The organism is Leeuwenhoekiella blandensis MED217, assembly GCF_000152985.1.
GTDB lineage: Bacteria > Bacteroidota > Bacteroidia > Flavobacteriales > Flavobacteriaceae > Leeuwenhoekiella > Leeuwenhoekiella blandensis.
Map to the genome: position 1 here is coordinate 1,110,487 of NZ_CH672395.1, position 25,009 is coordinate 1,135,495.

Annotated in this window: 24 protein-coding genes; 11 read left to right on the forward strand and 13 right to left on the reverse strand. The window is 39.2% G+C overall.

Annotated elements, in window-relative coordinates; genetic code table 11:
- Positions 1-89: 89 nt before the first annotated feature.
- Both MED217_RS04800 and MED217_RS04805 read left to right on the forward strand, forming a co-directional pair.
- Positions 90-1,067 (forward strand): YpdA family putative bacillithiol disulfide reductase, encoded by a 978-nt coding sequence (locus MED217_RS04800; protein ID WP_009779355.1) that lies wholly within the window; start codon positions 90-92, stop codon positions 1,065-1,067.
- Between the two features lie 88 nt (positions 1,068-1,155).
- Complete coding sequence (locus MED217_RS04805) at positions 1,156-1,716, forward strand: fasciclin domain-containing protein (protein ID WP_009779356.1); 561 nt, start codon at positions 1,156-1,158, stop codon at positions 1,714-1,716.
- 71 nt (positions 1,717-1,787) lie between these two features.
- Here MED217_RS04805 and MED217_RS04810 read toward each other — a convergent pair whose 3' ends face one another.
- Positions 1,788-2,984: a pyridoxal phosphate-dependent aminotransferase gene (locus tag MED217_RS04810; protein WP_009779357.1), complete on the reverse strand. Its 1,197-nt coding sequence runs from the start codon at positions 2,982-2,984 to the stop codon at positions 1,788-1,790.
- Positions 2,985-3,001: 17 nt separating this feature from the next.
- On the reverse strand, positions 3,002-4,108 hold the full coding sequence (locus MED217_RS04815; RefSeq protein ID WP_009779358.1) for a fatty acid desaturase family protein: 1,107 nt from the start codon (positions 4,106-4,108) through the stop codon (positions 3,002-3,004).
- A 141-nt stretch (positions 4,109-4,249) separates the two neighbouring features.
- Here MED217_RS04815 and rsmG point away from each other — a divergent pair, with 141 nt between their 5' ends.
- Positions 4,250-4,879, forward strand: coding sequence for a 16S rRNA (guanine(527)-N(7))-methyltransferase RsmG (gene rsmG / locus MED217_RS04820; RefSeq protein WP_009779359.1), 630 nt, complete (start codon positions 4,250-4,252; stop codon positions 4,877-4,879).
- A 48-nt stretch (positions 4,880-4,927) separates the two neighbouring features.
- Here the strand turns inward: rsmG and MED217_RS04825 are convergent, their stop codons facing one another.
- From MED217_RS04825 to MED217_RS04845, 5 genes are all read right to left on the reverse strand, one after another.
- A complete protein-coding gene (locus MED217_RS04825) occupies positions 4,928-5,209 on the reverse strand; it encodes a hypothetical protein (protein ID WP_009779360.1) in 282 nt (93 codons plus the stop codon).
- Positions 5,210-5,365: 156 nt separating this feature from the next.
- The gene (gene pruA / locus MED217_RS04830) at positions 5,366-6,991 is read right to left on the reverse strand and encodes an L-glutamate gamma-semialdehyde dehydrogenase (protein WP_009779361.1); all 1,626 of its coding nucleotides are present in this window, start codon (positions 6,989-6,991) and stop codon (positions 5,366-5,368) included.
- A 230-nt stretch (positions 6,992-7,221) separates the two neighbouring features.
- On the reverse strand, positions 7,222-7,608 hold the full coding sequence (gene apaG / locus MED217_RS04835; protein ID WP_009779362.1) for a Co2+/Mg2+ efflux protein ApaG: 387 nt from the start codon (positions 7,606-7,608) through the stop codon (positions 7,222-7,224).
- 3 nt (positions 7,609-7,611) lie between these two features.
- Positions 7,612-8,850 (reverse strand): DUF3667 domain-containing protein, encoded by a 1,239-nt coding sequence (locus MED217_RS04840; RefSeq protein ID WP_195891554.1) that lies wholly within the window; start codon positions 8,848-8,850, stop codon positions 7,612-7,614.
- A gap of 30 nt (positions 8,851-8,880) precedes the next feature.
- The gene (locus MED217_RS04845) at positions 8,881-10,140 is read right to left on the reverse strand and encodes a type IX secretion system plug protein (protein WP_009779364.1); all 1,260 of its coding nucleotides are present in this window, start codon (positions 10,138-10,140) and stop codon (positions 8,881-8,883) included.
- Positions 10,141-10,383: 243 nt separating this feature from the next.
- Between MED217_RS04845 and MED217_RS04850 the strand changes: the two genes are divergently transcribed.
- The 8 genes from MED217_RS04850 (at position 10,384) to MED217_RS04885 (ending at position 17,893) form a co-directional block, all read left to right on the forward strand.
- Complete coding sequence (locus tag MED217_RS04850; protein ID WP_009779365.1) at positions 10,384-11,736, forward strand: Na(+)-translocating NADH-quinone reductase subunit A; 1,353 nt, start codon at positions 10,384-10,386, stop codon at positions 11,734-11,736.
- Between the two features lie 5 nt (positions 11,737-11,741).
- Positions 11,742-12,953: an NADH:ubiquinone reductase (Na(+)-transporting) subunit B gene (locus MED217_RS04855; protein WP_009779366.1), complete on the forward strand. Its 1,212-nt coding sequence runs from the start codon at positions 11,742-11,744 to the stop codon at positions 12,951-12,953.
- A 2-nt stretch (positions 12,954-12,955) separates the two neighbouring features.
- Entirely contained in the window at positions 12,956-13,690 is a 735-nt protein-coding gene (locus MED217_RS04860) for a Na(+)-translocating NADH-quinone reductase subunit C (protein WP_009779367.1), read from the forward strand.
- Positions 13,691-13,692: 2 nt separating this feature from the next.
- On the forward strand, positions 13,693-14,340 hold the full coding sequence (locus MED217_RS04865) for an NADH:ubiquinone reductase (Na(+)-transporting) subunit D (RefSeq protein ID WP_009779368.1): 648 nt from the start codon (positions 13,693-13,695) through the stop codon (positions 14,338-14,340).
- A 49-nt stretch (positions 14,341-14,389) separates the two neighbouring features.
- Entirely contained in the window at positions 14,390-15,121 is a 732-nt protein-coding gene (gene nqrE, locus MED217_RS04870; protein WP_009779369.1) for an NADH:ubiquinone reductase (Na(+)-transporting) subunit E, read from the forward strand.
- 2 nt (positions 15,122-15,123) lie between these two features.
- A complete protein-coding gene (gene nqrF, locus MED217_RS04875; RefSeq protein ID WP_009779370.1) occupies positions 15,124-16,431 on the forward strand; it encodes an NADH:ubiquinone reductase (Na(+)-transporting) subunit F in 1,308 nt (435 codons plus the stop codon).
- 86 nt (positions 16,432-16,517) lie between these two features.
- Positions 16,518-16,880, forward strand: a complete 363-nt coding sequence (locus MED217_RS04880; RefSeq protein WP_009779371.1) for a hypothetical protein — start codon at positions 16,518-16,520, stop codon at positions 16,878-16,880.
- Positions 16,877-17,893, forward strand: a complete 1,017-nt coding sequence (locus MED217_RS04885) for an FAD:protein FMN transferase (RefSeq protein ID WP_009779372.1) — start codon at positions 16,877-16,879, stop codon at positions 17,891-17,893. Before MED217_RS04880 ends, MED217_RS04885 begins: the two co-directional genes overlap by 4 nt.
- Here MED217_RS04885 and MED217_RS04890 read toward each other — a convergent pair.
- The 6 genes from MED217_RS04890 to MED217_RS04915 form a co-directional block, all read right to left on the reverse strand.
- Positions 17,886-19,973 (reverse strand): T9SS type B sorting domain-containing protein, encoded by a 2,088-nt coding sequence (locus tag MED217_RS04890; protein WP_009779373.1) that lies wholly within the window; start codon positions 19,971-19,973, stop codon positions 17,886-17,888. The two genes, MED217_RS04885 and MED217_RS04890, sit on opposite strands and share 8 nt — an antisense overlap.
- A 5-nt stretch (positions 19,974-19,978) precedes the next feature.
- Positions 19,979-20,746: a class I SAM-dependent methyltransferase gene (locus MED217_RS04895; RefSeq protein WP_009779374.1), complete on the reverse strand. Its 768-nt coding sequence runs from the start codon at positions 20,744-20,746 to the stop codon at positions 19,979-19,981.
- Complete coding sequence (locus MED217_RS04900; protein ID WP_009779375.1) at positions 20,743-21,282, reverse strand: HNH endonuclease; 540 nt, start codon at positions 21,280-21,282, stop codon at positions 20,743-20,745. Before MED217_RS04900 ends, MED217_RS04895 begins: the two co-directional genes overlap by 4 nt.
- A 20-nt stretch (positions 21,283-21,302) precedes the next feature.
- Complete coding sequence (gene map / locus MED217_RS04905) at positions 21,303-22,121, reverse strand: type I methionyl aminopeptidase (protein WP_009779376.1); 819 nt, start codon at positions 22,119-22,121, stop codon at positions 21,303-21,305.
- A gap of 123 nt (positions 22,122-22,244) precedes the next feature.
- Complete coding sequence (locus MED217_RS04910; RefSeq protein ID WP_009779377.1) at positions 22,245-23,651, reverse strand: TolC family protein; 1,407 nt, start codon at positions 23,649-23,651, stop codon at positions 22,245-22,247.
- Positions 23,648-25,006 (reverse strand): HlyD family secretion protein, encoded by a 1,359-nt coding sequence (locus tag MED217_RS04915; protein WP_009779378.1) that lies wholly within the window; start codon positions 25,004-25,006, stop codon positions 23,648-23,650. Before MED217_RS04915 ends, MED217_RS04910 begins: the two co-directional genes overlap by 4 nt.
- Positions 25,007-25,009: the final 3 nt, after the last annotated feature.

A 25,009-nucleotide genomic window follows, 5' to 3' on the forward strand; every position in this document is an offset into this window, starting at 1 on the left:
AACTTTGTTAAGCTTTAAATTTAGTTGAAGTTAGAAGTTATGTTGCTTTTATTTTTCGACTAATCCCAACCAACCCAAAAATAATTGTTTTGAAAAATTACGATCTTATCATAATAGGTGGCGGCCCCATAGGTCTTGCTTGCGGAATCGCAGCCACAAAAGCAAAACTCAATTATATTATTTTAGAAAAAGGCGTTCTGGTTAATTCGTTGTATAATTTTCCTGAACAAATGACTTTTTTCTCTACTTCAAATCTGCTCGAAATAGGTGATGTGCCTTTTGTGGCTCATAATGATAAGCCTACGCGTAAAGAGGCTTTAGAATATTATCGTCGTGTTTATGATAGCTGGAAATTGAATGTACAGCTTTATACGCCCGTAGAGGCAATGACGAAAACCAGCGATGGATATGTGCTCAAAACCCCTAAGGAAGAATTTAAAACTTCAGCAGTAATTGTTTCTACAGGGTTTTACGATACCGCAAGAATGCTGAATGTTCCCGGAGAGGATTTACCTAAGGTGAAGCATTTCTATGACAGTCCGCATCCTTACGTAAATCAAAAGATCTTAGTGGTGGGCGCTGCAAACTCTGCCTGTGATGTGGCTCTAGAAACTTATTATAAAGGAGCAGAGGTTACGATGGCCATTCGCAGTAATGAGATTTATCCTAAAACCAAATATTGGATCAAACCCAACATCGAAAACCGAATTAAAGAAGGATCGATCAAAGCGTATTTTGAAACTACAGTAAAAGAGATCAAACCGCATAGTGTGATCCTAAATACTCCCGAAGGAGAGGTGGAACTTGAGAATGATTTCGTTTTAGCGATGATAGGTTATACGCCAGATTTCAGTTTGTTTGAGCGTCTTGGGATTCCGGTAGATGAGGAAAATCACAAGCGACCTATACACGACGAAGAGACTTTAGAAACTCCGCTTGCTAATGTATATGTCGCAGGCGTAATTAATAGCGGTCTTAAAACGAGTAAACTCTTTATAGAAAATACACGTGTACACGCTGATATGATTATGGAGGATCTGAAGACCAAATTAGCCATCCCTTCTTAATAGTTAATACTTTCTTAAAGCCTGAAAATTGAAAAACCGAAGGTGAGTTTCTCCACGTAAGTGTATTGTAACTAAAAAACTTTACACTATGAAAATGAGAAATTTATTACCAGTTTTAGCTTTAGGTCTTTTTATGATCACAGGTACCGCAACTTTTGCACAGGAAACAAAAATGGTGGGTGGTGCTGCAATGTATCCTTCAAAAAATATTGTTGAGAATGCCGTAAACTCAAAAGATCATACGACTTTAGTAGCTGCGGTAAAAGCTGCGGCTCTTGTAGAAACCTTGCAAAGTGAAGGGCCTTTTACAGTATTGGCGCCTACAAATGCTGCTTTTGAAAAGCTTCCTGATGGGACGGTGGCATCTCTTTTAAAACCTGAAAATAAAAAGGCTTTACAAGGCGTTTTGACGTATCACGTGATCGCGGGCAAAAATTCTGCAGCAGATATTATTCAAGATATAAAAGATGCTGGTGGAACTGCAGAGTGGACTACCGTTAACGGGCAAATGTTATGGGGAATGCTTGATGGAGATATGGTTAAAATTAAAGATCAAGCAGGAAATATAGCAACGGTTACGATTGCAGATGTATATCAATCAAATGGAGTGATTCACGTAATAGATACAGTGTTGTTACCTAAAATGTAATAGAGATAATTTTAAAAGTAAAAAGCGACCCAATGGGGTCGCTTTTTTAGTGATATAAGCTGAAATTTCTTTTAAGAAACCGCTTTTTTAATTCGGGCTAAAGCCTCTTTAATTTGGTCTTGACTTGCTGCATAAGAAATACGAATGCAGTTAGGATTACCAAAAGCTTCACCGGTAACTGTAGCTACATTGGCTTGCTCTAAGATATACAAGGCAAAATCAGAAGCATTGTTTATCGTTGTTCCGTTAAGGGTTTTGCCAAAATAATGCGAGATATTAGGGAAAACATAAAATGCGCCTTCAGGTTCATTACATTCAAAACCTTCAATATCGTTGAGTAGACCTAGAATTAATTTTCTACGCTCTTTAAACTCATCAACCATATATTGAATTTTGCTCACAGGAGCTTCTAGGGCTGTGATCACCGCGCGTTGAGCAATACAGTTTGCACCGCTGGTTACCTGTCCTTGAATTTTGTTACACGCACGCGCGATGTATGCCGGAGCGCCTATGTAACCTATTCGCCATCCTGTCATTGCAAAGGCTTTTGCAACACCATTTACGGTTACTACACGATCATACATATCTTCAAACTGCGCCATACTTGCGTGACCTCCTACATAATTAATATGCTCATAGATCTCATCACTTACTACTACAATTTGAGGATGCTTTTGAAGCACATCAGCAAGGGCTCTTAATTCAGCTTCGCTATAGATAGATCCACTTGGGTTACATGGCGAACTGTACCAAAGCATTTTGGTCTTTGGTGTGATTGCTGCCTCTAGCTGTTCTGGAGTCATTTTAAAATCGGTATCCAAAGAAGTTTCAACTTCTACGGGTACACCTTCAGCAAGCTTTACTATGTCTGAATAGCTTACCCAATACGGGCAAGGTAGCAGCACCTCGTCTCCCGGGTTCAGGCATACTTGAGCTACATTGTAAAGTGATTGCTTAGCTCCTGTTGAAACTACGATTTGAGAGCGATCATAAGTAAGATTGTTGTCGCGCTTAAATTTTGTAATGATGGCATCTTTCAGCTCAACATAACCGTCAACAGGTGTGTATGAATTGTAGTTGTCGTTTACAGCTTGTATCGCTGCATCTTTGATAAAATCTGGTGTGTTAAAATCTGGTTCACCAAGGCTCAAGCCTATGATGTCCTTTCCTTCAGCACGTAACTCACGCGCTTTTGCCGCCATAGCAAGTGTAGCTGAAGCAGCCAGATTATTAATTCTATCAGATAGTTGGTTGGTAAGTGTATCCATTTAAAAAATGTAAATAATTAAGCAGGTTGAAGAGCGGGTTGCATCCCCATCTCTTTTAAATATTTAAAATGAGCAATGATCGCTTTACGCGTCGTTTTATACTCATTATAGGGTAGGTTAAACTCCTGAGCCGTTTCTTTAACGATTTTTGAAATCTTAGTGTAGTGAATGTGGCTGATATGCGGGAAAATATGATGCTCAACCTGATGATTAAGTCCGCCGGTAAACCAGTTCACAACTTTATTTTTTGTTGAAAAATTCACTGTGGTAAATAACTGATGTATTGCCCATGTATTTTTCATCGTTCCGGTTTGATCAGGAAGCGGCATATCTGCCTCGTCAATCACGTGTGCCAACTGAAATACCACACTTAGAATTACTCCGGCAGTATAATGCATCACAAAAAAGCCTAATAAAACCTTCCACCAGGCAATATCTAAAACAAGTAGTGGTAGAATGATCCAGATACTTAAATAGATGAGTTTTGTGATCACGAGTTTAGTCCATTCCAATTTTGGATTTGGGAATTCTCCATAGGATAATTTACGTTTCAGATAACGCTTCATTTGAAGGAAATCTGTAGTCAGCGCCCAGTTAAATGTTAATAATCCGTAGAGGAAAATAGAGTAAAAATGCTGAAAGCGGTGATGCTTATACCATTTTGCGTGTTTTGAAAATCTTAGAATACGCCCCGCCTCAAGATCTTCATCGTGACCGTGAATATTGGTATAAGTATGGTGAAGCACATTATGTTGTACTTGCCAATTATAAACGTTCCCGGCAAGAATGTAGATGCTGCTTCCCATAATTTTATTTACCCATTTTTTCTTTGAGAATGAGCCGTGGTTACCATCGTGCATTACATTCATACCTACGCCGGCCATACCAACACCCATTACGATCGTAAGAAGCAATTGTGCCCAGCCCGGTAGGTCGATGCTGAGTAATAAGAAGTAAGGGGTAAGAAACAGCGAAAACATAATAATTGTCTTCAAGTACAATTTCCAGTTTCCTGTTCTTTCTACATTGTTCTCTTTAAAGTACGTGTTTACACGCTTGTTGAGGGTTCGGAAGAATTTTGCCGAATCTACTCTCGAAAATTTTATTGTCTTTGTATTCTCCATAATTTAAAGCTTAGCGTTAAAAAGCATTTTTTTAAGTCTTTTTTAACGCGACCTCAAAAATAAGATTTATATCGTTTTAAGGTCTGAAAATCCTTTAATTTAACGCCCGAAATCCTAATTTTGTTGCCATAAAAGTCGAATATGGAGCTTATCAAGCATTATTTCTCAGATCTTAGTGATACTCAGTTAAATCAGTTTGAAAAACTGAACGATTTGTATCAAGATTGGAATTTAAAGATCAACGTAGTTTCTCGTAAAGACATTGATGAGATCTATTTGCGTCACGTTTTGCATTCTTTGGGAATAGCGAAAGTGCAGAAATTTAATCGCGGAGCTTCAATTCTTGATGTTGGAACAGGGGGTGGTTTTCCTGGAATTCCGTTGGCGATATTATTTCCTGAAACGCAATTTCATCTGGTAGATAGTATCGGTAAAAAGATCAAAGTTGTTGAAGAAGTTTCGGCTGGCTTAGGTTTGAGTAATGTAAAGATCACAAACGATCGCGTTGAGAATATTGATGGGCAATATGATTTTATTGTAAGCAGGGCTGTGGCTCAGATGGAAACTTTTGTGCGATGGATCAAAGGCAGAATTGCAAAGAAAAGTGAGCACGAACTCAAAAACGGAATTCTATATCTGAAAGGTGGGGATTTAACTGAAGAATTGAAGCTCTATACTTCGGCAACCATTTATGATCTAAACGACTACTTTGAAGAAGAATTTTTTGTAACCAAAAAGGTAGTGCATTTACCGTTGAAGTATAAAGGCTAGATTAAGCACAAATAAAAAATGCGACTCAAATTGAGTCGCATTTTCTTTTTAAGTCCTTAGCATGTTGAGGTACGTGCGGTTGCATCGAGTGCCAAATTTTCTTAGAAATTCCTGTGCACGTTCTATAAGCGTCGCGCGTTGTTCTTGATCGATCTCAAGTAATGTATCTTCTAATTCTTTTAATTTATCGTCGATACTTTCAGGATCGCGCACGAGATATAGTTTCTCTTTTTTACGCGTAATTCTTCTTTTACTTTTCTTTTTTGACACATCGATTACCGAATATTTTACTTTCAGTACATACATCTTGCTATCCTCCGTCGTTGTCATGGTTCTTCCTTTTTGATTCTATACAAAGTTAAAAAAACAAATTCAATTAACCTTAAGGTTAACTTTAGGTAACGTTTAGTTAACATTGGGGTTTGATCAAAAATAAAGCTATCGCGTTGAATACGATAGCTTTATTGAGTTATCTCCTGAGGTCGTTTATTCTCCTAAGAATGGATATCTGTAGTCTTCTGGAGTTACAAATGTTTCCTTGATCAAGCGAGGAGAAGCCCAACGCAATAGGTTAAGCACACTTCCTGCTTTATCGTTTGTACCAGATGCACGAGCACCACCAAAGGGTTGTTGACCAACAACAGCTCCTGTAGGTTTATCATTGATGTAGAAGTTACCCGCTGCATTTTGTAACGCATCTGTAGCTTCGGTGATCGCATATCTATCGGCTGCTAGAACGGCACCAGTTAAGGCATATTCGCAATCGTCTACAAGTTCTAAAGTCTTTGACCAATCTGCATCTTCATATACATAGATCGTTACCACAGGTCCAAAAAGTTCTGTAGTCATCGTGGTATATTTAGGATCGGTAGTTACGATAACTGTAGGTTCTACAAAATACCCTTTTGACTTATCGTAATTTCCACCGGCAATAATTTCTGCTTCGCTATCTTCTTTAGCTTGGTCAATGTATTTGGCCAGTTTGTCAAAAGAGCCTTCGTGAATAACAGCAGTTATGAAGTTGCTCATATCTTCCGGAGAACCCATTTTGAAAGATTTGATGTCTTTTAATAAAGCATCTTTTACTTCAGACCAGATCGACTTGGCAACATAAACGCGGCTTGCAGCACTACATTTTTGCCCTTGAAATTCAAACGCTCCTCTTGAAATAGCTGTAGCCACTTGTTGAGGTTTTGCAGTTGGATGCGCAAGGATGAAGTCTTTACCACCAGTCTCACCTACAATACGAGGATACGTTTTATAGTTGTGAATGTTTGCACCTATTTTGGCCCAGATATTTTTGAATACGTGTGTTGAACCTGTGAAGTGAATCCCGGCGAAGTCAGGGCTCGCTAAAACCGTGTCGGTGATCATTTCAGGATCTCCCATCACCATATTGATCACACCTGCAGGAACACCTGCTTCTTCAAAAACTTCCATAATTACCTGAGCAGAATACACCTGACTGTCACTTGGTTTCCAAACAACGGTGTTACCCATAAGTGCCGGAGCTGCCGGTAAATTTCCTGCGATCGCAGTAAAATTAAATGGAGTGATAGCGTAAACGAAACCTTCGAGTGGGCGATGTTCTACACGGTTCCAGGCAGCTGCTGAAGATTCTGGTTGCTCAGAATAAATTTCACTCATATACTGTACGTTAAAACGTAAAAAGTCTATAAGCTCACAAGCCGAGTCAATTTCAGCTTGAAAAATATTCTTAGACTGCGCCAGCATAGTAGCTGCATTAATCTTGTAGCGGTAAGGCCCTTGTATAAGTTCTGCAGCCTTCAAAAATATTGCAGCGCGCTGTTCCCAAGGCATTTTTGCCCATTTTTTGCGAGCTTCTAATGCGCTTGCAATAGCATCTTCAATATGTGATTTTTCAGCAAGGCTGTAGTTTCCTAAAATGTGTTGGTGATCGTGAGGCGGAGCCATTGTAGCGGTATTGGCCGTTTCAATTTTCTCTCCATTTATATAAAGTGGCACATCAATAGTGCTGTTGTATAAATCTTTATAAGCGGTTAATACTTCATCTCGTTCTGGAGTTCCTGGCGCGTAGCTTTTTACAGGCTCGTTAATCGCAACAGGTACTTCAAAAAATCCTTTTGACATATAATTATTTTTTTGATTTTTTATTAATTGTTCTCTTGAACATTGAATCCGCTAAAGTTACAAAATATAAAAGGCAATACCTTAGCGGAATACTACAGTATTTTTTGGTATCGCCAATGGATTTTAGATCCTTTGGTTTGGCTTGAAATAGAAAATTTGTTTTGAACGAATGGCCAAGAACTTTACTCGAAGTGGCTTGTGAATTTGTAGAAAGAATTTGTCGAATCCTGCTAGTTAAGCAAATGTGTTGCACTTAATTTGAAGGTAGGGATGTATACTTGAAATTGAGAGGAATTGGTAAAATTGATCATGGTGTAGTAACCGTTCATCGCGCCAAAAGGTGAGCGTAGCAAACAACCTGAAGAGTAGGTGTGTGTTTGTCCAGGGTTGAGTACCGGCTTTTTTCCGATCACACCTTCACCTATAACTTTCTCTTGTGCATTTAAGGCGTCGTAAATATCCCAAGAGCGACTTAGGAGTTGTACTGTGTCTGTGCTGTTGTTTGTGATGCTTACTTTATAACCAAAAGCGTAGAAGAGCAGTCCCTCTTTTGAGAAAGAGCCTTCAAAATAAGTGTCTACAGAGACGCGAATGCCTTTGGTTACTTGTTCGACCATAATTTAATATAATGCAGCAGTGAGTATAAAAAATACACTACCCACAACTAAACCTAGCAATAAAAATACGCTATTTAAAATGAAAAACTTAAAAATTGTACGTAAACGACTTTCTTTGTAGAAATTGCGTAGAGCTTTATAAAAGTAAAACGGAGCGATTACCAGGATGAAAATTCCGGAAAGAACTTCGGAGCCTATTAGGAATTCAGGTATTAATAAAATGAGTAATACTAAAAAGAGGAATGTGAAAATGTGAAAGATGAAGATCACATGTTCCATATAGTTGTATTTGCGTTTTACCACAAAGAACTTCCTGAAGCAGGCTATTAGGTTCAAGCAAAAAGGACCTAGGTACGGGATTTTGTACAACCGACTAAATACCTTGTGATTGGTGTTTTTCAATTCTTCTTTAATGTATTTAAAAGAGTATCTTTTAAAATAAAGCAAGAGAAAAAAGCAAGCGAAAATCGGTGCGAGGAAGAATAAGAACACCGGAATTTTTTCAGCCAAATACTGACCAAATTCTACAGGATTTTCTTGTATGCGTTCAAAGCCATTTTCTCGCTCATACAGCCAAATATTAAATCTGCTTTTGGAATACTCTAGGCTATCAAGTGCTTGATAAGGATTTTTGATTTGAGTTTGTAATGAAAAACCTTGAAACATTTTAAACTTAAAAAAGCTGCGTTCAAAGAAATTTGTCGTGTCTAAGCTTTGTTCACGAGCATATACAAAAGGAAGACGCTCTAAGCTGTCTTGGTTTTTGGTTTTTAATGCAAGGTCTTTGTAATAGGCAATCGAATCTAATGCGATTTCCGGCTTGTCTTTATCCTTTTGAAAATTGAATAAATTCTGAAGCGAAGAATTGTTTTCAGATTCAACTTCATTGATTTGCATAAAATCGATAAAACCACTGATCAAAAAATAAATAATACTTACGCTTAGAAAAAACCTAAAGGGGTTTGCGTAACGCATGCGCTTACCGGAGGTGAAATTGCGAGTGATCACGCCGGGTTTAAAAAGTAGATCTTTAACCGTATATCTAAAACGAGAATCATAATTCACAATACTTATGATGAACTCATTTACATAATCACCTAAGGATAACCTTTTTGTAGAATTGAGTTGCCCGCAGTAGGAACAGTATCTGTCGCTTAATTCTAGAGGATGCCCGCAATTGAGGCATTCATTACTGCGATAACTGAGTGATTTTCTCGAAGATTGTTCTAGTTTGTCATTCACAATTTAAAGATAAAACGATTTTCTTAGAAATCAATCGCAACGCACATTAGAAATAGAAGTTGAAAGCGCATTTCCGCGACCTATGAGCTCATCAAAACGGCTGCCGGGAGCTCTATAGTATATAAGGACATCATAGATATTTTCAGTTTGCCAAAAATCTCCATCTACAGGATTAAAGGGAAGTAAGCTGCCATCTTTTACTACAACATAGCGATAATTGTAATAGCCTTGCTTTAAAAGTAAGGGCAATTCATAGCGCTTGCTTTCAGGGTTATACTGCATTTTGGTTGCGTCTTCGATCACATAATTGTTAAAATTTCCATAGACGTGAATTTCTTCATCTAATGCGCGCTGTGGATGATCTAGACTAAAATGAATCCAGGCATATTCTGCATTAACCTTGGGTTCATCGCCTTGAATGGTATTGATCTTGAAATTACCATTCAGGTCAGGGTTGTATGTGTAGACTGTATTGTCTCTCGTGATGTTTCCGAAGAGGTAATTGTGGTATAAATCTATAAGTTCGATATATTGAACTCTGTTGGTTGCGGCGCGAATGTCTTTGTTGTCAAAGTCAAAAAACTCGTTACCGGCAAAAAAAGACGTCTCTTCATCATAACGGTATTGCAGCATATTACCAATGCTAAATTGTGGTTTGATAGGACCGATGGCTCTTTTGAGGTCGTTATTCTGAATGATAAGCGGTTTGACCGTGTTTTCCGGGTTAATAAGAATGAGGTCGCCACCATCTACATTAAAGTTTACTACTTGTTTTTCTTCGATGTATTCAAGGTTTCGCGTGCGTAAAATTTCTACACCTACCGTTACCTGAGGATCATAAATCATAAACTTACGTGAGAAAATAAGTTCGTCCTCATTGTTAAAAACACTAAGCAGATAATTTCCAGATTTCAATAAAGCAGTAGTGTATTGGTTTGGGATTTGAAGTTCGTAATGGGTGTAAAGTTGAAGTGTGCTTACCGAATTTGTATAATTCATAATGCGCACGTCATCGACTCCTTTTAAATATTCGGTTTTAGCAAGTACCGAAGGTGTCCAGTCATAATTGTGGTGTGTAATGGTGTAATAATAGTCTGCTTCATCACCTATAATATCATCAAAACTTAAATTAAGCGGGTCACCAAGTCGCAATACCGGGAGCTGACTTTGAGACGTATTGCTATAAAATTGAACCGATTTTATGTAAGGTGGTGCAGCAACTTCAACAGCTACCTGACTAAAAGCGAAGTGTGAGAGCACCAAGAGTAAGAATGTCGAAAACGTTTTCATTTTGAAATTTCAGGTTTAAAGCGCCGTGAACGAAGCAAACAGCCCTTATTTGGAAACAGTCTGAATAAGGTCTAAAACTAGGTGTTATAAGCGGTTTGAGCGCCTTCAAATGTAACGAAAATAATGCCGCTTTATTTTTATATTATAGTTTGTGTTAGAAGCTTGTAAAATTTGTAAATTCGCACACCTCAATTCAAGCATATAAAGGGTTGAGAATAACAAGAACTTTAACATATACTTCCTATGTCAAAAGACATTAAGATCAAAAAGGGTCTTGATATTAAATTGGTGGGCGAGGCTGAAAAGTCGATCGCCGAGGCACCAAAATCAAGAACTTATGTGATCAAGCCTTCAGATTTTCATCTGGTAACACCTAAGATGTTATATAAAGAAGGAGCTAGCCTAAAAGCAGGAGAGCCACTTTTCTACGCTAAAAAAGATGAAAGTATCAAATTTGTTTCACCTGTAAGTGGAACACTTACTGAAATTAAACGAGGAGCAAAACGCGTTATTACACATTTAGTAATTGAAGCAGATGGTAAGGATACTACGGTAGAATTTCCTACGCTTGATGTAAATGCTGCAAATGCCGAGGCGATCAAGGCGCGTATGCTAGAATCTGGTCTTTGGCCATTTATCAAGCAGCGTCCTTATGATATTATTGCCAACACAGAGACGACTCCTGATGCTATTTTTATTTCAGGACACAACAGTGCTCCATTGGCGCCTGATTACAATTTTAGTCTGAAGGGTAAAGAAGCATATATACAGGCTGCAATTACCGCGTTGAGTAAATTGACTTCAGGTAAGATCTATTTAGGAGTAGGTAAAGCTTCAGATTCTGTTTTTGCTAACATAAGCGAAGTAGAGATGCATACGGTTTCAGGACCACACCCTTGTGGAAATGTAGGTACGCAAATCAATAAAATCGCTCCAATAAATAAAGGAGAAACCGTTTGGACCGTAGCGCCTGAGAATTTAGCGATCATCGGAGAGCTTTTCTTAACCGGGAAGTTTAACCCTGAGCGCGTGATTTCAGTTTCAGGATCTGGTATTAAAGCGCCTAAATATTATAAGACTAAGATAGGAGCTGAAGTTTCAACATTTGCATATTCAGCAGGTATTGAAGGTGATAACGTACGTATGATCTCAGGAAATGTGTTAACTGGAGATCAAGTAAATGCAGACGGGCATTTAGGGTACTACCACAATGAATTTGCTGCTATTCCTGAAGGAGATGATTACGAACTCTTTGGGTGGAATAAGCCGGTATTCAACAAGATTTCTTCATCAAGAGCTTTAACTTTCTCTTGGTTGTTCCCAAATAAGAAATACGATCTAGATACCAATACAAATGGTGAGCATCGTGCATTTGTAGTGACTGGTAATTATGAAGAGGTTTTTCCTTTGGATATTTACCCATTGCAATTATTAAAGGCTTGTATGGTACAAGATCTTGATGCGATGGAAGCTTTAGGGATGTATGAAGTAGCTCCTGAAGATTTCGCGCTTACCGAGTTTATTTGTGTGTCAAAACAACCACACCAAGCAATAATTCGTAAAGGACTTGATTTAATGTACGCTGAAATAGGATAAAAGCTATGGGATTAAAAGAAAAATTACACGGAATTAAAGAGGATTTCAAGGGCAAGAAAATGGCGCCTGCATTTAATGCATTGCACACCTTTCTTTATACGCCTAATGAAACCACGCATAACGGAGCTCATATTAGAGCCGTAGATGATTTAAAGCGTACCATGAACACGGTGATCATGGCGCTTATCCCTGTTTTAATATGGGGTATTTTTAATGCAGGTTACCAACATTATGCGGCAGTTGATGCAGCAAATGGAATTGTTAGAGAAGCAAGCCTTTTTGGTAACTTTTTTACTTGGGACAATTTTACGATGGGTGCAATTACGGTGCTTCCATTAGTGATTGTTTCTTATGGAGTTGGACTTTTAGTTGAATTCATTTTTGCTGTAATCAAAGGACACGAAGTAGAAGAAGGATATCTTGTAACAGGTATGCTTGTACCTTTAATTGTACCGGTAGATATCCCATTATGGATGCTTGCTGTTGCAATTGTTTTTGGTGTTGTAATTGGTAAGGAAGTTTTTGGAGGTACCGGGATGAATATTTTGAATCCTGCACTTACGATTAGAGCCTTTTTATTCTTTGCTTATCCTACCTGGATGAGTGGTGATAAAGTTTGGGTTCACGGAGCTAAAGAAGCAGTAGGTACTCCAGACGCGATTTCAGGAGAAACAATTTTAGGTTCTTATGCGCAGAATTCTTCTGTAGTATATGATTTTGCTGATAAGTTTTTTGGGTTTATTCCTGGTTCTGTAGGAGAGACTTCTACATTCTTGATTTTACTAGGAGGTTTGTTCTTAATGTTTACCAAGATCGCAAGCTGGAGAATTATTCTAAGTGCGATCGTTGGAGCTGCAGTAATGGGATTGATCTTTAACGGTGTTGCAGATGCTGGTTGGATAACAGAATCAAGTAAATTCTATGGATTGATGAGTACTCCATATTGGGAGCACCTGATCATAGGAGGAATTGCTTTTGGTATCGTGTATATGGCCACAGATCCTGTTTCTGGATCACAAACCAATACCGGTAAATATTGGTACGGTTTCTTAATCGGGTTCTTCTCGATCATGATTCGTGTATTTAACCCTGCATATCCAGAAGGTGTATTCTTAGCGATCTTATTAATGAACGTTTTTGCACCTACAATTGATCACTACGTGGTACAGGCAAACGTTAAAAAACGTATGAAACGTTTAAAACTTAAAACTGCTTAATAATGGCAAATACAGATAAAAACAGTTACACGATAATTTTTGCTATAGTGATGGTGCTTGTAGTGGGAGCATTATTAGCTTTTACCGCATCAAGCTTGAAGCCAACGATTACCGAGAATGAGCGCTTTGAAAAGCAACAGAACATCCTTTATGCTATGGGCGTAAATGAGAATGTTGAAGGCGCAGTGAATTTTATTCCGGCAAACGAGGTTGAGGCTGAGTTTTCAAAATATATCAAAGAACAATTGGTTATCCAGAACGGAGAAGTGAAAAAAGATAGTTCTGCATATTTGATTGACCTTAAAGGTGAATTAAGCAAAGATATGTCAGAGCGTAAGCTTCCATTGTTCGTAGGAGAAAAAGAAGGTAAAGATTATTACATTATACCGCTTTACGGTAAAGGACTTTGGGATGCGATCTGGGGCTTTGTGGCTCTTGATGCTGATTATGTTGTTCAAGGTGTATTCTTTGATCACAAAGGTGAGACTCCAGGACTTGGTGCAAACATCAAGGAGCGTTATTTTATGGATGACTTCACCGGTGAAGAAATTATGAACGGTACGCAGTACTCAGGGATCACTGTAGCAAAAGGAAATAACGACCCATTAAACGAACGTAAGGATGATGGAAAAGTTGATGCCATTGCTGGAGCAACCATTACCGGTAACGGTGTGACTGCTATGATCAATAGTACCGTTAAGCTTTATATACCTTACTTAAAAGATATTAAATTATAATTATGGCACTACTATCTAAAAAAGACAGAGGTCTCATTCTAGATCCTCTAGCAGATAACAACCCAATTACCATTCAGGTATTAGGTATTTGTTCGGCGCTTGCAATTACAGCTCAGTTAAAAGCTTCGATAGTGATGGCACTTTCGGTAGTGTTTGTACTTGCAGTAGGTAATGTCGTGATTTCTTTGATGCGTAATATCATTCCGTCAAAAATTAGAATTATCGTACAGCTGGTTGTTGTAGCAGCTTTGGTAATCATCGTTGACCAAGTGCTTAAGGCATTTGCTTACGAGTTGAGTAAAACGCTTTCGGTTTTCGTAGGTCTTATTATTACCAACTGTATCATTATGGGACGTTTTGAAGCCTTTGCATTAGGTAACGGTCCTTACAGATCGTTCTTAGACGGTATTGGTAATGCTGCCGGTTATGGGTTGATCTTGATTATCGTAGGTTTCTTTAGAGAACTATTAGGTTCGGGTACCTTATTAGGATTTAAAGTACTAGGAGATCCAATCGCAAAAACAGGACTTTATGCAATTGGGTACGAAAACAACGGTTTTATGTTGCTTTCGCCAATGGCACTTATAGTGGTGGGAATCATCATTTGGGTACAGCGTTCTAGAAACAAAGAGTTAATCGAAGAAAACTAAAGATTACGAATGGAGGTTTTCCTCTTTTCTAACTTCTTATTATAAAAAAATGGAACACGTAGAGTTATTTTTTAAATCAATTTTTATAGACAATATGGTATTTGCCACCTTCCTTGGGATGTGCTCTTACTTGGCAGTGTCTAAAAAAGTTTCTACCGCTGTGGGTCTGGGTGCTGCAGTAATCTTTGTACTTGCAGTAACAGTACCTATGAACTGGTTATTAGATCAGTATGTATTGCGTCCGGGAGCCTTAACGTGGTTAGGACCAGAATATGCAGATTATGATTTGAGCTTTTTATCTTTCATTCTCTTTATTGCGACCATTGCAACAATGGTACAGCTCGTAGAGATTGTAGTTGAAAAATTTGCACCATCATTATACAACTCCTTGGGTATTTTCTTACCGCTTATTGCTGTAAACTGTGCGATTTTAGGAGGATCATTATTTATGCAGTCTAGAGATATTCAAACTTTAGGTCTGGCATTCAATTATGGTCTTGCTTCAGGGATAGGTTGGTTTCTAGCGATTTTAGCAATTGCTGCTATCCGTGAGAAAATTAGATATTCTAATGTGCCTGCTCCTTTGAGAGGATTGGGAATTACCTTTATCATTACAGGTCTTATGGCTATTGGTTTTATGAGTTTTGGAGGAATGCTTACCGGAGGTGAGGAGAAAACCGAAACGACTGATGAGGTAGCAAAAGTAGAAGTTCAAAGTCAAGATACGACTGAAGAGGATGAATCTTTAGCTGAAGTATCTCAAGAAATAAACAACAAGTAAATATGTTTTTAGCAGCAAGTACAGGAGGAGTTATCGCAGCAACTGTAGTAGCGTTTTTAGTACTAACACTTGTGTTAGTAGGATTACTACTTTTTGCAAAAGAAAAATTATCTCCATCAGGTCCGGTAAAAATTACCATCAACGGAGAGAAAGAAATTGAAGTAGATTCAGGTAGTTCATTACTTTCTACTTTAGGTGGAAAAAAAGTATTCTTACCATCTGCTTGTGGTGGTGGTGGTACTTGTATTCAGTGTGAGTGTCACGTTTTAGAAGGTGGTGGTGAAGCACTACCTACCGAAACTCCACACTTTACCCGTAAAGAATTAGCAGCAGGAGCACGTCTTGCTTGTCAGGTAAAGGTGAAGCAAGACATGAATATCACAATCCCTGAAGAGGTATTTGGTATTAAGAAATGGGAAGCAACTGTTGTACGTAACTACAACGTAGCATCGTTTATCAAGGAATTCGTTGTTGAAATTCCTGAAGATATGGATTATAAAGCGGGTGGATATATTCAAATCGAAATTCCTGAAACTACAGTGAAGTTTGAAGATATTGATATTACTGCGCATCCAGAAGAGCACGAGACTCCAGATAAGTTTCAGGAAGAGTGGGATAAGTTTAAACTTTGGCCACTTGTGATGAAAAATAACGAAACTGTAGAGCGTGCGTATTCAATGGCTTCTTACCCTGCAGAAGGACGCGAGATTATGTTGAATGTACGTATCGCAACACCACCATTTGATCGTGCTAAAGGCGGTTGGATGGATGTAAATCCTGGTGTAGCTTCTTCTTATATCTTCAGTAGAAAGAAAGGTGATAAAGTAATTATTTCTGGGCCTTACGGTGAATTCTTCATCAACGAGTCTGAAGCAGAAATGCTTTATGTAGGTGGTGGAGCAGGTATGGCGCCAATGCGTTCGCATTTATATCACTTATTCAAAACCTTAAAGACTGGTCGTAAAGTGACGTATTGGTATGGTGGTCGTTCTAAGCGTGAGCTATTTTACCTTCAACATTTTTATGACTTAGAAAAAGAGTTTGAAAATTTCAGTTTCTACTTAGTGCTTTCTGAGCCATTAGAAGAGGATAACTGGAAGGTAAAAGAAGACATTCATAGTGAAGGTGACGGTTTTGTTGGTTTTGTTCACAACGCTGTAATTGAGCAGTATTTGAGCAAGCATGATGAGCCAGAAGAAATAGAATTGTATTTCTGTGGGCCGCCATTAATGAACAAAGCAGTTCAAAAAATGGGAGAGGATTTTGGTATCCCAGATGAGAATATTCGTTTTGATGACTTTGGAGGTTAATCTTCTAAAGTTTATAAAATGCAAAAGCCGTTACGAAAGTAGCGGCTTTTTTTCTACTATAATTTAGAGCGTAGTATCTTTGTAGCATGGCAGAATTATTAAATAAACAGGAGCTTCATAACCTTGCGATGAATATCGTAGGGAAGGATTTAGAAGAGCAAGGTTTTGAGTTTTTAGGGGTGAATAGCCAGTTGAAGCGTAACCCTCAGTTTGTGGCTTTAAAGAATAAAAAGCTGCATTTTGTTATTGTACGTGCGGTGGGCTATCCTGAAAACGCCAATACCTATGACGAAGGTTTTATGAGCGAAATGAAACTACATGCCGATAAGTTTAATGCCCGAACTTTTTACGCGGGTGTAGGTTTAGGTAGTGCTGAAGATTATGGTAAGCCTGTGGAAAAAGGAGATGCTTACACGGTAATTTATAATGGTTTACAAGAAATAGAATGATGAGATCTTTAACATTACTAGTTGTTGTTTTATTGATGATTGGCTGCAAATCAGAACCAAAATTGGTGGTTTTAAGCGGGCAAGCTTTAGGTACCGGCTATCAAGTGCAGTTTTACGCAAATGAACGTTTTGAAGTTGCTCAAAAATTTGATTCAACCGTTACTGCGATTAATCAATCGATGAGCACTTATCAACCAGATTCTGACATTTCGAGAATAAATGCCGGAGATACTTCGGTTGTTGTTGATGAGATGTTTAAAGAAGTTCTGGCTTTATCCAGAACGGTGTATCAGGCTACTAAGGGTTATTACGATCCAACCGTTGGTATTTTGGTAAATGCTTATGGTTTTGGTCCGGGAAAACCGCTCAAACAGCTTGATAGTGTGGTTTTAGATTCTTTAAAGGCCTATGTAGGTTTGGATAAAATCAAAATTTCTGAAGCAGGGAAAATCCTTAAAGAGAATCAGTCGGTTTATCTTGATTTCAACAGTATCGCAAAAGGATATTGTATCGATCGTATTGGAGTTATGCTGGAACAAAACGGAGTAGAAAATTACTTGATCGAATTGGGAGGGGAATTGTTGGCAAAGGGAAAAAACCTGGATAAGGATAAGCCTTGGCGTGTAGGAATAGAAAACATTAATGCGCCGGTAACCGATCGTGATTACACCGAAGCGGTTACGTTAATAAATAAAGGGATGGCGGGCTCAGGAAACTACCGCAAGTTTCGTGTTGATACTGTGACCGGTCAGCGGTATGTGCATACGGTGAACCCATTAACGGGTTTGGCAGAAAAAAGTGATGTGCTCAGTGCTACGGTAATAGCAAATAGCTGCGCAGAAGCCGATGCCTTTGCAACTGCTTTTATGGCCTTGGGTTATGAACGTGCCAAAGAGGTACTGGCAAATGTAGCAGGAATTGATGCCTACTTGCTTTATACGCAAACTGAAGCAGACAGTGTTCAGGTTTTTATGTCAGCTAATTTTCAGCAGTACTTAGTACCTTCTAATTAACTAAGCTAAAGTGACCTGTAACACGCGCTCCTTCCGGTAAAAGAAGTTCAAACCAATAATCATCGGCTTGGAGTAGTTTATCTAGGTAGGTGCCGTCCCAGCTGGCATTTTGTGCGCCTAACTCTTTCAAAAGTTTTCCGTAGCGGTTATATATACGTACGATAGCACCCGGATATTCTTCTAAACCTATCAACTCCCATTGATCGTGAATTCCGTCGCCATTAGGTGTGAAATATCTTGGGTAATCAAGAATTAAGAAGGCTTGAGAAACCACCGTTCCGCAGCCATTAATGTCTCGAACAGCAATGTTGTGATAGCCTCTTGAAAGACCGCCAAAAGTAGGATTGGACCCAAAAGGACCACCGTCAAGAGCGAACTCATACGATCCTAGTCCGGTTACTGTGATCGTGGCTTCATTTTGAGGGTAGTTTAAGCCTACAACTTCTATTTCTGTTATTGTGGCTCTTTCAGACTCAAATACCTCAGTTGACATTGTTGTGCTGCAGCCATATGAATTGTAAACCGTCACGTCATACACGCCGGGTTGATCAATAACAATCTCATTTAAATTGGCGCCGCTTTCACCAGTACTCCATTCATAAAACGCAAATCCGGAAGCGATCGCTAACGTAAATGGATTAGGGTCATCGATACATAAATAGTGAATTTCAGCAAGCTGGAACACTGGAGGATCAACAACTAAAATGTCAAACGAGCCATCAGAATAGCATCCGGTCAAGAGATTGATACTTCTAAAATAAATAGTTCTTGAGTCTGCTGAAGCTTGCCAGTTCAGCGGTAATCTGTTGCTGTCATTGGCGCGGTCTTGTATGGACTCATAAAGATACGTGTCGTAATCATCGGGATCAAGACCATTTAGGGCTTCGGTTTCAATATTTGAAAAGTCATAAGTAAGGGCGTTGTTCCCATCTCGACACGCAATTATTGTACTGGGTTGGCTTAAGGTAGGGCCAAACTCATAATCGATTCTAAAACTATCGGTAACGACACAGCTTGTAGCGTTACTTCGTATAGTGAAGAAAATTTCAATTCCGCTTTGCGGAACATCTACAGCAGTTATAGCACCGCGATTAGTAAACGCATCAATAGACGACCTGTAATAGGTGATATCTAAATCGGTACCTTCCTGAGTTATTTGCTCATTTAAGGCTGTGAGATCGTAATTTTCAATACCTGAAGCATTACAAATATAAAGTTGGTCGGGATTGTTGTAAGCCGGACTTCTGTTTACAATAAGATCAAATTCTTCGATAGAAGAGCAGGGTCCTGTTCTGCTGGTTATACGAGCATAAACAGTTTGAGAATTTGCGCGGGTATTGGTGTAGCGGTTAGGTAGGCTATTCTGATTTAAATTAGCGTCACCTAATGATGCGTGAAAACTTACTTCAGAATCCGGATGTCCGCTTATAATAGTTGAAGCGTGACTTGATAGATCAAAAGAATAAAAACCATCATCGTTTCCATCATCATCACAAACCTCAAGATCCTGAACGGTATTGTAATCGGGTGTTTCTGGTAATTTGGCGGTTCCATTTAAATTAATTTCAAAACCTTCGGCGCCGTGAGCGCGATCAACAAGCAAGTAGTAGCGCTCACCGGCATTAACTGTTAATTCTTGAAGATAACCATTGCCGTCACCACCAGGTCCTTCTGAGAGGTCTGTTTCGGTGGAATTTAAACCGGTGTTAGCGCTTACTCCAGCGGCCTGAGGGTTGGTGCTACTGCAGCGGATAGACATACCTAAGTTGGCGCAATCGGTCACCGGACCATAAACTGCAAAGTCAAAATCATCGGTTCCGTTTTCAGGAACGATATCAAAGCCTAAGCTTCCTCCTTCTTCAATATTGATCTCAAACCACACGGTGGCATTATTGAATTTATAGCAAGGTGGGACAAAATTCCCCGGTAAACTGAATTCATCAAAACCAACACCGTTTGGTTCAACGCCAACGGGTGTGTTTCCGCAGAGAATTATTGCATCGGTACAATCATTAGCTTGACTGTAGGTCCAATTGCTGTAAATAACTAAAACAAGTAAGAAGATATAGTTTTTGAGCATACATATTATTTAAAGCAAACCGGTAAAATCTCGCCTTTTGCAAGTCGGTATTTATCAACTTCTGCAGCATCTAACTGCGCGGTATAATCGACCTCATGTACTTTGAAACCGATAGTACGTAATTTATCAAAATAATCGCGACCGTAAATACGCACGTGATCGTATTGCCCAAAAATTGCTGCACGTTCGTTTCGGTCTGTGATACTGTTATCTTCAAAAGTATCTGCTCGCTGCAAATCCTGCGGAATTTGTAAAATAGCCATTCCGCCGGATTTTAGAATACGATAAAGCTCTTGCATTGCTTTTGTATCATCGGGAATATGTTCTAAGACGTGGTTACAGAAAATAACATCGTAAGAATCATCTTCGAATGGCAAGTCGCATATATCTGCTTTCACATCTGCCAGCGGCGAATTTAAGTCTGTAGTAGTGTAGTCGAGATTTTTCATGGCTCTGAAGCGCTTGTAAAAAGCTTGTTCCGGTGCGAAGTGCAACACTTTTCTAGGAGCTTTAAAAAAATCTGTTTCGTTCTTTAAATAGAGCCAGAGCAACCTGTGGCGCTCGAGAGAAAGCGTAGAAGGGGAGAGCACATTTTCGCGTTGATTCTCGTAACCATAAGGTAAAAACTTTTTAAAAGTCTTTCCGTCTATGGGGTCTTGATAGGTGTCTCCGCGCAAGCTAAGCGCCAGAAAAGGACGTGCAACATAGCTCAAACGGATTAAAAGCGGTCTGGGAACTAAATTTAGAACACGTTTAAAAAGCTGTGCAATCATACTTGAAGATCACCCCAGTTTTCACCGGTCTTGATACGGTGCAATTGCATTTCAGAAACGCCAAACTGTTTTGCCAATACTTTTAAGCGTGTACGACGGTTAGGGTCTAGCAATTTTTTCTTGAGCACTTTAGCTTCAGCATAGCTTAATTTGGTGTAATGGCGTTCTCCCGAGGTACGACGTTTTATATCTAACGGACTTGTTTTTTGATGCGCATAGCGCTCTTTATGCGTTGCCCATTTTAGGTTGGTAATACGATTGTCTGTCTTGTCGTGATTGAGATGTAGAACAGCTTTTTCGTTCTCACCGGCTTTAAGAAATGCTTTTGCCAATAATTTGTGCAGATAGAAGTTGCGACGTTTACCACCTGCGAGTTTAATGTTTACCGTGATGTAGCCGTTAATATGCCCACCTTTGATAATATTTCCTTTAGGGTTTTTATTGTAACTACGTACTTGACCGTAATTTGAAAGCCCAATTTTATAGCCTTCTTCCCAGTTTTCTTCACGGTAGTCGATCCAAGTTTCTAGCTGCATGGCACTTGGTATTTTGTTAGTTAATTGGTTATAGGTTGCGCTCTAAAAGCGTCTTCTTCATCACTTACGATTCCTAGGGCGTCATAAATATACTTAAAAGTAGAAAGAAGCTCAGGTTTTCCATCAACTAATGCAACATCGTGCTCAAAATGAGCACTTGGCTCCCCATCACGTGTGGTGATCGTCCAGCCATCACGATGCTGTTTAATACGGTGTGTACCGCGATTGACCATAGGTTCGATCGCTACGACCATACCTTCAATAAATTTTTTACCACGACCGCGACGACCATAATTAGGCATTTCGGGATCTTCATGCATAGAAGCACCAACACCGTGACCTACCAGTTCGCGTACAATTCCGTAGCCGTGCGCTTCGCAATATTGTTGAATAGCATAGCCCACATCACCTACGCGATTGCCAAACTTAAATTGCTCGATTCCTTTGTAAAGTGATGCCTTAGCAACTTCCAAAAGTTTTTTTGTTGCCGGTTCAACTTCACCTACTTCAAAGGTGTAGGCGTGATCACCATAAAATCCATTTTTGAGTGCGCCGCAATCAATAGAGATGATGTCTCCATTTTCAAGAGGTTTGTCATTAGGAATACCGTGAACCACTTGCTCATTAGGACTCATGCAAAGCGAATTGGGAAAGTCGTACAGACCAAGAAATCCGGGTACAGCCCCGTGATCGCGAATGCAGGTCTCTGCAATTTTATCGAGTTCGAGCGTGGTTACTCCTGGTTTAACTTCTGGTGCAAGGGCTCCTAGAGTTTTTGAAACGATTAATGCGCTTTCACGCATAAGTTCTATCTCTTCTCTGGTTTTTACAATGATCATTAATCTCTTTTTTGGAGCGCAAAGTTACGAAGATTAGCGAGAAAATCGCGGTATTTAGATGGTGGGTTTAAACCATTTTTAGGTAGAATAATACCTCAAAGAATTCAGGCAATTAAAAGTCTTCTAAATATTATCTGGATTGGTAGCAAGCGTTTTGAATAGCTTGGCTTTAGCCTTTTGTAATTTATAGGTAATCTCGATTTGTTTCAATTGTGAATCAATAAGCTTTAACTCGCGCGAATTGATCAAGAAAATTGAACTTTCTCCCACCTGATATTTGCGCTCTTCTGCATTGAGCATCGTGGCGTAATTCACGACAAGTTCTTCAGCTACGATATTCTGCTCTTTAAGCGTGATGAGTTCTGTATTCACGGCTCTCACCTTGTTTTGCAATTCTAGTCTGGAGTTGGTTAATTCTAATTCAGAATCTTGAAGTTTAAGCTTCGCAAGTTGAAGATCTCCGCGTTCTTTCCGAAGGAATAAAGGCATTTTAAAGTGTAGCCCGGCTTTATAATTTTGGGTATAAAAGCTATCCAGATTATCAGGTTCTGAAGTGATAAAATTATAATTAACATCAATCACCGGAAGCAACTTATTTCCTTTCAAACGCTTTTCGATCTCGAGACCTTGTACTTTGTAGGCAAGCGAACGCATTTTAGGATGTTCTTCTATCTGAAAGTTTGCAATATCAAAGCCTGTGATTTTAAGGGTTTCATCAACTACGTATTGTAAATCTTCCTGCGGATAGACGGCTTCTTGCAGTTCTACAGGAATATTGTTACCCAGCCATAAGAAGTTGGCCAATTCTAGCTTTTTCTGAATGTATTCTAAGCGCACTTCTCTCAGGCTCAAATCCCTGCTCTGAACGCTTATTTTAGCTTCGGTAGTATCGATCAAAGGAATATCTCCTGCGAGCGCACTTCGCTTGATTCCTCTAAATCTAATGATTGAATTTTCTAAGGCACGCTCGTAGAGCAGTACTTTTTTATAAGCTTGAAGCCAGTCAAAATAAGCGATAGCAGCATTGTACAAAACCTGGTTTACCGCAAGGTCGAGATCTGCACGAGCTTGTTGCCGGTAAACCTTTGCCTGTTTAAGCGTAGCCATACGCTCATTAATCCATAAACCTTGTCCTAAAGATGCCGAAATTCCTGCGGTATACAATCCGTTTTCAGGTACGGTTTTCTGCGGATTTAAATAATAGCCTTCATTTTCTTCAAACTGCGCTTTTAAGTCAATACCATACCAGGTTGGGACTTTAAAAGTAGCGTTGAGTAAATTGTAATATTCGGTCTCTTTAAAAACCTTTTGGTCAAAATCTACTTCTACTTTAGGATCAAACCCACCACGGGCTTTAAGCAGTTTTGCGTCCCCGGTTTCTAAGATAAGGTTTGCCTGCTTAGCCACCGGATGGTTTTGCTTTACCAAGCTTATATATTCTTCAAAGCTTAAGATTTGCAGTTCCTGATCTTGAGCAAAAAGCCCAGAACCGTAGAGGAGTAGTATGAGTAAAACTAGAGGCTTTCTCATTTCTTATCTTTTTCTTTTGAATCGTTAGAATCACTAGGCGTGTAGTAATTTGGCGGGAAGCCATTCAGTTTTCGCCATAATTCATACCAGATAGGCACATCTTCAAGAAGTGCCAAGGTGCTCGCGCCGGCGCCTATACGTAAGGCTTCAGGCCAAGGTTGCTCATCAGGATCTGGTGCCAGAAGTACGCGGTATTTTCCGTTAGGACTAATGAAGCGTTCAATAGCGACTACTTTACCTCCAAAAGTTCCGAAGGAATTATAAGGCCAACCGCTGAACACAATAGATGGCCAACCATCAAACTGAATACGTACTTTTTCGCCGTTATGAATTAGGGGTAAATCTATAGGCTTAACATAGGTTTCAACGGCGATGTCAAAGTCAGAAGGCATAATGCTTACCAGTTGTTGCCCTTCTTTAAACGTTTCTCCGATACCGCCTATGATAGCTTTGTTAATGTATCCACTTTGCGGTGCACGTACGTAATATAACGCGTTGCGTATTTCATAATTCGTTCTGGTGTTTTCTAATTTGCTTACCGCTGCTTCAGTATCAAGTTGTGTAGAAAGGGCAGTAGCTTGATCACTTTGTGCTTTTGAAATTTTATCAGCATAGGTCGCTTCAAGACGATTTAGCTCGATTTGAGCATTGAGCAGTTCGTTACGACTTGCAAGTAATTTATTCTCTTGAGAAATGATTTTTGCCTGAGCTTCCTGAAGTTTTAAGCGTTTTTCTTCAACATCGGTGACCGCTTTTAGACCTTCTTGTTGAAGACCTAACGTACGCTCATATTGACGTTCTGCAATACGAAGATTAGTTTTTGTAGCTTCAAAATCGATACTGTCGCTTTTGATTTTAAGTTCGGCCTGAATACGTTTATTTTCTGCTTGTTGCAGTTTTAGAACGCGTTCATTACGCAAGGCTTCAATTTGATTTCCTAAAGCGTTTACTTTATTTCTGTACGATTCAACAGAACTTGCTTTTGCACGTACCTGTTGATCGGTTCGTTCGACAAGGTTTGGGTCAAAGTATTCATTTTTTACTTCAGTAATAAAGAGAATAGTGTCTCCTTTCTCTACAAAATCACCTTCACGTACATACCATTTTTCTATACGGCCGGGGATAGGAGATTGTATGGTTTGCGGGCGTTGTTCTGGGGTTAGGGTGGTGACATAACCTATACCAGAGATCGTCTGCGTCCACGGTAGAAAAAGTACAATGATCAGAATAATGCTGAATACCTTTAAAAAGCGGTTGAAGTAAGCATAATGCTTTTTCTCAAGGACTTTCTTTGATGCCTTGTAGCCCGAAATATCAACCTTTTCGTTTATTTTATCTTGAGATATATTAAGCATAGG